This window comes from Thiocapsa sp., assembly GCF_035467215.1.
Taxonomy (GTDB): domain Bacteria; phylum Pseudomonadota; class Gammaproteobacteria; order Chromatiales; family Chromatiaceae; genus Thiocapsa.
On sequence record NZ_DATITZ010000315.1, the window covers coordinates 1 to 6629 of the forward strand.

Annotated in this window: 5 protein-coding genes; all 5 read left to right on the plus strand. The window is 68.2% G+C overall.

Features of this window, described 5'->3' with window-relative positions; all coding sequences use genetic code 11:
- Positions 1 to 244, plus strand: a 244-nt coding sequence (locus tag VLR48_RS17025; RefSeq protein WP_325292934.1) for a hypothetical protein, incomplete at its 5' end; no start/stop codon positions are given.
- 1 nt (position 245) lies between these two features.
- Entirely contained in the window at positions 246 to 2576 is a 2331-nt protein-coding gene (locus VLR48_RS17030; RefSeq protein WP_325292935.1) for an acyl-CoA dehydrogenase, read from the plus strand.
- Positions 2577 to 2595: 19 nt separating this feature from the next.
- Positions 2596 to 3909 (plus strand): acetyl-CoA C-acetyltransferase, encoded by a 1314-nt coding sequence (locus VLR48_RS17035; protein WP_325292936.1) that lies wholly within the window; start codon positions 2596 to 2598, stop codon positions 3907 to 3909.
- Positions 3906 to 5996 carry a 3-hydroxyacyl-CoA dehydrogenase NAD-binding domain-containing protein gene (locus VLR48_RS17040; RefSeq protein WP_325292937.1) on the plus strand — a complete coding sequence of 697 codons (2091 nt, stop codon included), beginning with the start codon at positions 3906 to 3908 and terminating at the stop codon, positions 5994 to 5996. Before VLR48_RS17035 ends, VLR48_RS17040 begins: the two co-directional genes overlap by 4 nt.
- A gap of 1 nt (position 5997) precedes the next feature.
- The coding region (locus VLR48_RS17045; protein WP_325292938.1) for an AMP-binding protein at positions 5998 to 6629 on the plus strand (632 nt) is incomplete at its 3' end.

A 6629-nucleotide genomic window follows, 5' to 3' on the forward strand; every position in this document is an offset into this window, starting at 1 on the left:
GGACCCGGTGTGGCAGCGCCTGCTGGGCCAGCTGTCCATCGATCGCCTGACCTCGCTCGACAGCCCGAGCTCAGGCGCGTTCTTGGCGCATTTGCGGTTCCGGCTGCCGGGAGCGCGTCCGGGATCCGAATCGGCCTCGCCGCCTGGACCGCACACGGTTATCGACGATACAGACGCCAAACCGACCACACCGGGCTTCGGAATGGCGCAGACGAAGAAGGCCGTCTCGACCGAGGGCTCCTGACATGACCATCACTCTCATTGCACTCGGCACCATTGCCGCGGCTATCGCGGCGGTCACCTTCATCGGCCCGCTCCGGCAGGGTCTGGTCACCCGACACCTGCTCAAACAGTTCCGGCGCGTCATGCCGGCGATGTCCCGCACCGAGCAGGAGGCGCTGGAGGCCGGCGGTACCTGGTGGGATGCCGAGCTCTTCTCGGGCCGTCCCGAGTGGTCGCGCTTGCGCAACCTGCCCCCCGCCCGCTTGAGCCCAGCCGAGCAGGCGTTTCTGGACGGCCCGGTCGAGCAGCTCTGTCGGATGCTCGACGACTGGCGCATCACCCACGAGGACATGGACCTGCCGCCCGAGGTCTGGTCCTTTATCCGGCGCGAGCGTCTCTTCGGACTCGTCATCCCGACCCGCTACGGCGGACTCGGCTTCTCCCCGCTGGCCCACTCGGAGATCGTCATGAAGCTCGCCAGCCGCAGCATCACGGCCGCGGTGACCGTGATGGTGCCCAACAGCCTGGGTCCGGCCGAGCTGTTGCTGCGCTACGGCACGCAGGCCCAGCGCGACCGCTGGCTGCCGCGCCTGGCCAGCGGCGATGAAATCCCCTGCTTCGCGCTCACCGGCCCCAAGGCCGGCAGCGATGCCGCCTCGACACCGGACATCGGCGTCGCCTGTCAGGGCGTCTTCAAAGGCCGCCCGACACTCGGCATCCGGATCGATTTCGACAAGCGCTACATCACCCTGGGACCGGTCGCGACCTTGATCGGCCTGGCCTTCCGTTTGACCGACCCGGACCGGCTGCTCGGCGACGATCCGCAACCCGGCCTCACCCTGGCGCTGATCCCGGCCGATACGCCCGGCATCGAGCGCGGGCGACGTCACCTGCCGCTCGGCATCCCCTTCCAGAACGGACCCTTGGTCGGACGCGGTGTCTTCATCCCGGTCGATTGGGTCATCGGCGGCCAAGACGGGATCGGTAAGGGTTGGCGGATGTTGATGGAGTCGCTCTCGGAGGGGCGCGGTATCTCGCTGCCGGCGCTCTCCGCGGGCGGCGGCAAACTGGCCGCGCGTTACACAGGCGCTTATGCCTGGGTCCGCAGACAGTTCGGCCGGCCGATCGGGGATTTCGAAGGGGTCGAGGCCGCACTCGCACGCATCGCCGGGCGGACCTATCAGATGGACGCCGCGCGCCGGGTCTTTCTCGCGGCGCTGCAGGCCGGCGAGCATCCGGCCGTGCTCTCGGCGGTGCTCAAGTACCAGCTCACCGAGGGCTATCGGCAGGTCATCAACGACGCCATGGACGTGCAGGGCGGCAGCGGGATCTGTCTCGGACCCGCCAATCCGCTGGGGCGCGTCTATCAGGCGATCCCGATCGCCATCACGGTCGAGGGCGCGAACATCCTGACCCGCAATCTGATCGTCTTCGGTCAGGGCGCCTTGCGGTGTCATCCGCATGTGCTCGAGGAGTTTCGGGCCGCGGGCGATCCGGATCCGCAGCGCGCGTTGGAACGCTTCGATGCAGCCATCGCCGGACATGTCGGCTTCCTGATCCGCAACCTGCTGCGAACCCTGCGGGATGGACTTTCCGGCGGGCGTCTCGCCGCACGACCGGTCGAAGGCTGGTTGGGTCGCCATTATCAGTGCCTGGACTGGCTGAGCAGCGTCTTTGCCCTCCACGCGGACCTCGCCATGATGACATTGGGCGGGAGCCTGAAACGGCGCGAGCGTCTCTCCGCGCGGCTCGGCGACATCCTGAGCCTGCTGTTCATGGCCTCCTGCACGCTCAAACACTACGAGGACCAAGGCCGACCGGAGGCCGACCGGGATCTGGTCGAGTGGGCCATGGCGGACCACCTGATCCGCATCCAGGCGGCGTTGGTCGCGCTCTGGCGCAACTTCCCCCGACGCGGTCTTGTACGGGTCCTTCGGATCATCAGCTTCCCGACCGGCCTACCCTTCGAGGGGCCGAGCGATGCGTTGGAGCATCGTGTGGCCCGCCTGATTCTGGAGCCGAGCGCGGCGCGCGATCGCCTCACTGCGGGCATCTTCGCCAGCCGCGACCCGAGCTTGGCCGTCGGTCGCATCGAGTTGGCCTTGGCGGCCGCGACGCACGCGGACGAGGTACTTGGCATCCTGCGTGCGGCCGTTCGACAAGGACGCTTGGCCGATCACGACGCCTCGACGCGACTTCGCGAAGCGGTTGCGGCCCGGCTCATCACTGCAGAAGACGCGGCAGCGGTTCGCGAGGCGGAGCAGCTTCGCGATGCCGTCATCGGGGTCGACAGCTTTGTCGAGCTCCGGCCACGGCAGCTGCGGATTCAGGATGAGTCGCGAGCGGCGGCCTAAACTCCGACTGGAGGACGCGATGAACCAACACACACGCCCGAACACCCGGCCGGTCTATCTGGTCGACGGCTGCCGCACACCCTTTCTGAAGGCGCGCGGTGTCCCCGGACCCTTCACGGCAGCGGATCTCGCGGTCGGCGCCGGTCGTGCGCTCCTGCTGCGCCAGCCCTTCCCGCCGGAGGCGATCGACGAGGTCATCCTGGGGTGCGTGGTCCCGAGCCCGGAGGAGATGAACATCGGCCGAATCGCGGCCCTTCGACTCGGCTGCAGCGAACGCACCCCGGCCTGGACGGTGCAACGCAACTGCGCCTCCGGGCTCCAGGCCCTGGAAAGCGCCGCGCAGTCGATCGGCTCGGGCCGGGCGGATCTGGTCCTCGCAGGCGGCACCGAGGCCATGAGTCATGCCCCGGTCCTGTTCGGGCGCGCCTTCGTCGACTGGCTCGGAAACTGGTCGCGGGCGCGCGGCCTGACGGCCCGCGGACGGCTGCTCGCGCAGTTGCGCCCGCACGATCTAGCCCCCGTGATCGGCCTGCTCAAGGGCCTCACCGACCCCATCGTCGGTCTTTCGATGGGTCAGACGGCCGAGCATCTCGCCTGGCGGTTCGGGATCGATCGCCAGGCGATGGATCGGTTCGCCCTGCGCAGCCACCAGCGCCTGGGAACCGCAATCTCCGACCATGTCTTCTCCGCCGAGATCACGCCCCTGATCGCGCCCGACGGGACTGCCTATACTCAAGACGAAGGCTATCGCGCCGATTCGGATCTCGCGCAGCTCGACGCGCTGCGCCCGGTCTTCGACCGACCCACGGGCACGGTCACGGCCGGCAACAGCGCACAGGTCACGGACGGCGCCGCGTTGCTCCTGCTGGCCTCCGAGGAGGCGGTGGAGCGTTGGGATCTTACGGTGCTCGCGCAGTTCGTCGATGTCCAGTGGGCGGCGCTCGACCCGACCGAGATGGGTCTCGGCCCGGTCCACGCCATGGCCCCGCTGCTGCGGCGTCAGAGGCTCACGACCACCGACATCGACGTCTTCGAGATCAACGAGGCCTTCGCCGCGCAGGTCCTCGCCTGCCAGGAGGCCTGGTCGGATCGCCACTATCGTGAAGAGGTGCTCGGCGACGCGCCGGACCAGCCGATCCCGGACGATGCCCTGAATCCGGAGGGCGGCGCCATCGCCATCGGCCACCCTGTCGGTGCCAGCGGCGCGCGTCTGGCCCTGCATCTGGCGCTGTCCATGAAGCGTCGAGGGCTGACCCTGGGCGTTGCAAGTCTCTGTATCGGAGGCGGTCAGGGCGGCGCCCTGCTTCTTCGAGCCGAAGGAGGTACGCCATGAAGACGCTCTGGAGGATCGAGCAAGACGCCGCCGACGGAATCTGCCGGCTCGGGATCGACGACCCGTCGCACGCCGTCAACCTGCTCTCGGTCGCCGCACTCGATGAGCTGGACACATGCGTGGGCGAGATCGAAAGGGGACTCGAAACCGGGATCGCGTCGGGGCCCCACGCGCATCCGATCACCGGACTCATCATCCATTCGCGCAAACCCAAGGGATTCATCGCAGGTGCGGATGTCGGCGAATTCGATAGCCTCGCCGATCCGGCACAAGCCGAACGTCACATCCGCCGGGTCCATGCCCTGCTGGCACGCATCGAGGATCTGCCGATCCCGACGCTGGCCCTGATTCACGGCATCTGTCTCGGCGGCGGCCTGGAGCTGGCACTCGCCTGTCGCTACCGTATTGCGAGCGACGACCCGGCGACCAAGCTCGGCTTCCCCGAGGTACGACTCGGGATCTTCCCGGGCTACGGCGGCACCTGGCGTGCGATCCGCACGCTTGGCCCCATCCCGGCCATGCAGGCCATGTTGACCGGAAAAACCTACTCGGCCCGCCAAGCCCAACGGATGGGTCTGGTCGATCGAGTCCTCCCGCAACGTCAGTTGGAGACAGGCGCTCGCGATCTGATTCGCGCCGCACCCTTACCAAGCCGGGCGAACATTTCGCAGCGTCTGCCCAATCTCCCTCCGGTGCGCGGATGGGTCGCGCGCCGGATGACCCGCCGAACGGCGGCCAAGGTGAGACAGGAACACTACCCTGCCCCCTTCGCTCTGATCGAGCACTGGCGCGCCAACGGCGAGAACGCGAAGGGCCTGCTCGACGGCGAGGCCCGACGCGTGCCCGAGCTTCTGCTCGGCGAGACCTCGACGAATCTGCGGCGCGTCTTCCATCTCCAGGAACGCCTCAAGGCCCTATCCGACGGCGAGGTCCCGCGGCCGGAGCGGGTCCATGTCGTCGGGGCCGGCGTGATGGGCGGCGACATCGCGGCCTGGTGCGCCCTCAACGGTCTGACGGTGACCCTGCAGGACCTCTCGCTCGATCAGATCGGACGGGCCATGAAGCGCGCCCACCGCCTCTTCGAGCAACACCTGCGCGATGCCCGGCTGGTCCGCGCGGCCTGGGACCGCTTGATTCCGGACCCGGACGGCGAGGGTCTGCGACGCGCCGACCTCGCCATCGAGGCGGTCGCGGAAGAGGCAGAGCTCAAAGAGCGCCTGTTCGCCGAGATCGAGACACGCGTCTCCGAACATGCCCTGTTGGCCACAAACACCTCGAGCATCCCGCTCGAGCGCATCGGCGAGGGTCTCCGGGATCCGGGTCGCCTGATCGGTCTGCACTTCTTCAACCCGGTCGCGCGGATGCAGCTCGTCGAGGTCGTTCACGGCAACTCGACACGACCCGAATCGCTCCAGCGCGGACTTGCTGCGGCCCGCGCACTCGACCGGCTCCCGCTGCCGGTGAGAAGCAGTCCGGGATTCCTGGTCAACCGTGTCCTCATGCCCTATCTACTCGAGGCCGTCGACCTGCTCGACGAGGGTATCTCCATCGCGGCCATCGACAAGGCCGCGCTCGACTACGGGATGCCCATGGGCCCGCTGGCGCTCGCCGATACGGTCGGGCTCGACATCTGTCTGGCCGTCGCCGATACGCTCGGACCGGCCTTGACCGCCCCGGAAGAGACGCCGGAACGTCTGCGCCGCATGGTCGCGGACGGACAGCTCGGGAAGAAAAGCGGACGAGGCTTCTATCGTTACCGCGACGGACAGGCCATGCGCGCGTCCATCCCGCACGGCGATCGACCGCCGAATGATCTCACCGAACGGCTGATCTTCCGCCTGCTCAACGAGTGCGTCGCCTGTCTGCGCGAAGGCGTGGTCGAGGATCCGGACCTGCTCGACGCCGGCGTCGTCTTCGGCACGGGTTTCGCCCCGCACCGCGGCGGCCCGCTTCACGACATCGCCCAAGGCGGCTGGGACCGCATGCGCGACCGCCTCGATGCGCTCCAACGCGACCATGGCCGCCACTTCAGACCGGACCGGGGCTGGCAGTTGACGCCGGCCGGACTCTATCGAGGAGGACACTGACATGTTGCTGTTCGATCAAACCGGAACGACAGGCGTCTCGACCCGCCTGCTCGATCTCATCTCGGCCGAAGCGGCGATCAGCCTCTGCGGTCTCTTGCTCGAACGTGTCGCACGCACCCCGGATGAGGTGTCCTACATCCAGTTCGACGAGACAACGCAGACCTGGATCGAGACCACGTGGCGCGACACCGCTCGATCGGTCGCGCATTGGCAGGCGGCCTTGACGCGCGAGGGTCTGTCGCCCGGCGACCGCGTGGCCCTCATGATGCGCAATCGACGCGAATGGGTCGCCTTCGATCTGGCGGCGCTCGGTCTGGGCTTGGTCACGGTGCCCCTCTACCCCAACGACCGGGCCGAGGCGATCCGGTACATCCTCGAAGACGCCGGCGTTCGACTCCTGCTGCTCGAGACCGCCGAGCAACGCGCCGAGCTGTCCGCGATCGACCCGACGCTCGCCCGGCTCAAACGCCTTCTGATCCTCGAGCCGGGCGAAACGCCGCTGCCCGAAGGCACCCGTGCGGCGAGCGATTGGCTCGGCGAGGCACTGACCCCGCCCGATCATCGCCCCGTCGATCGGGCCGACAACCCCGACGCCTTGGCGACCATCGTCTACACCTCCGGCACCACCGGACA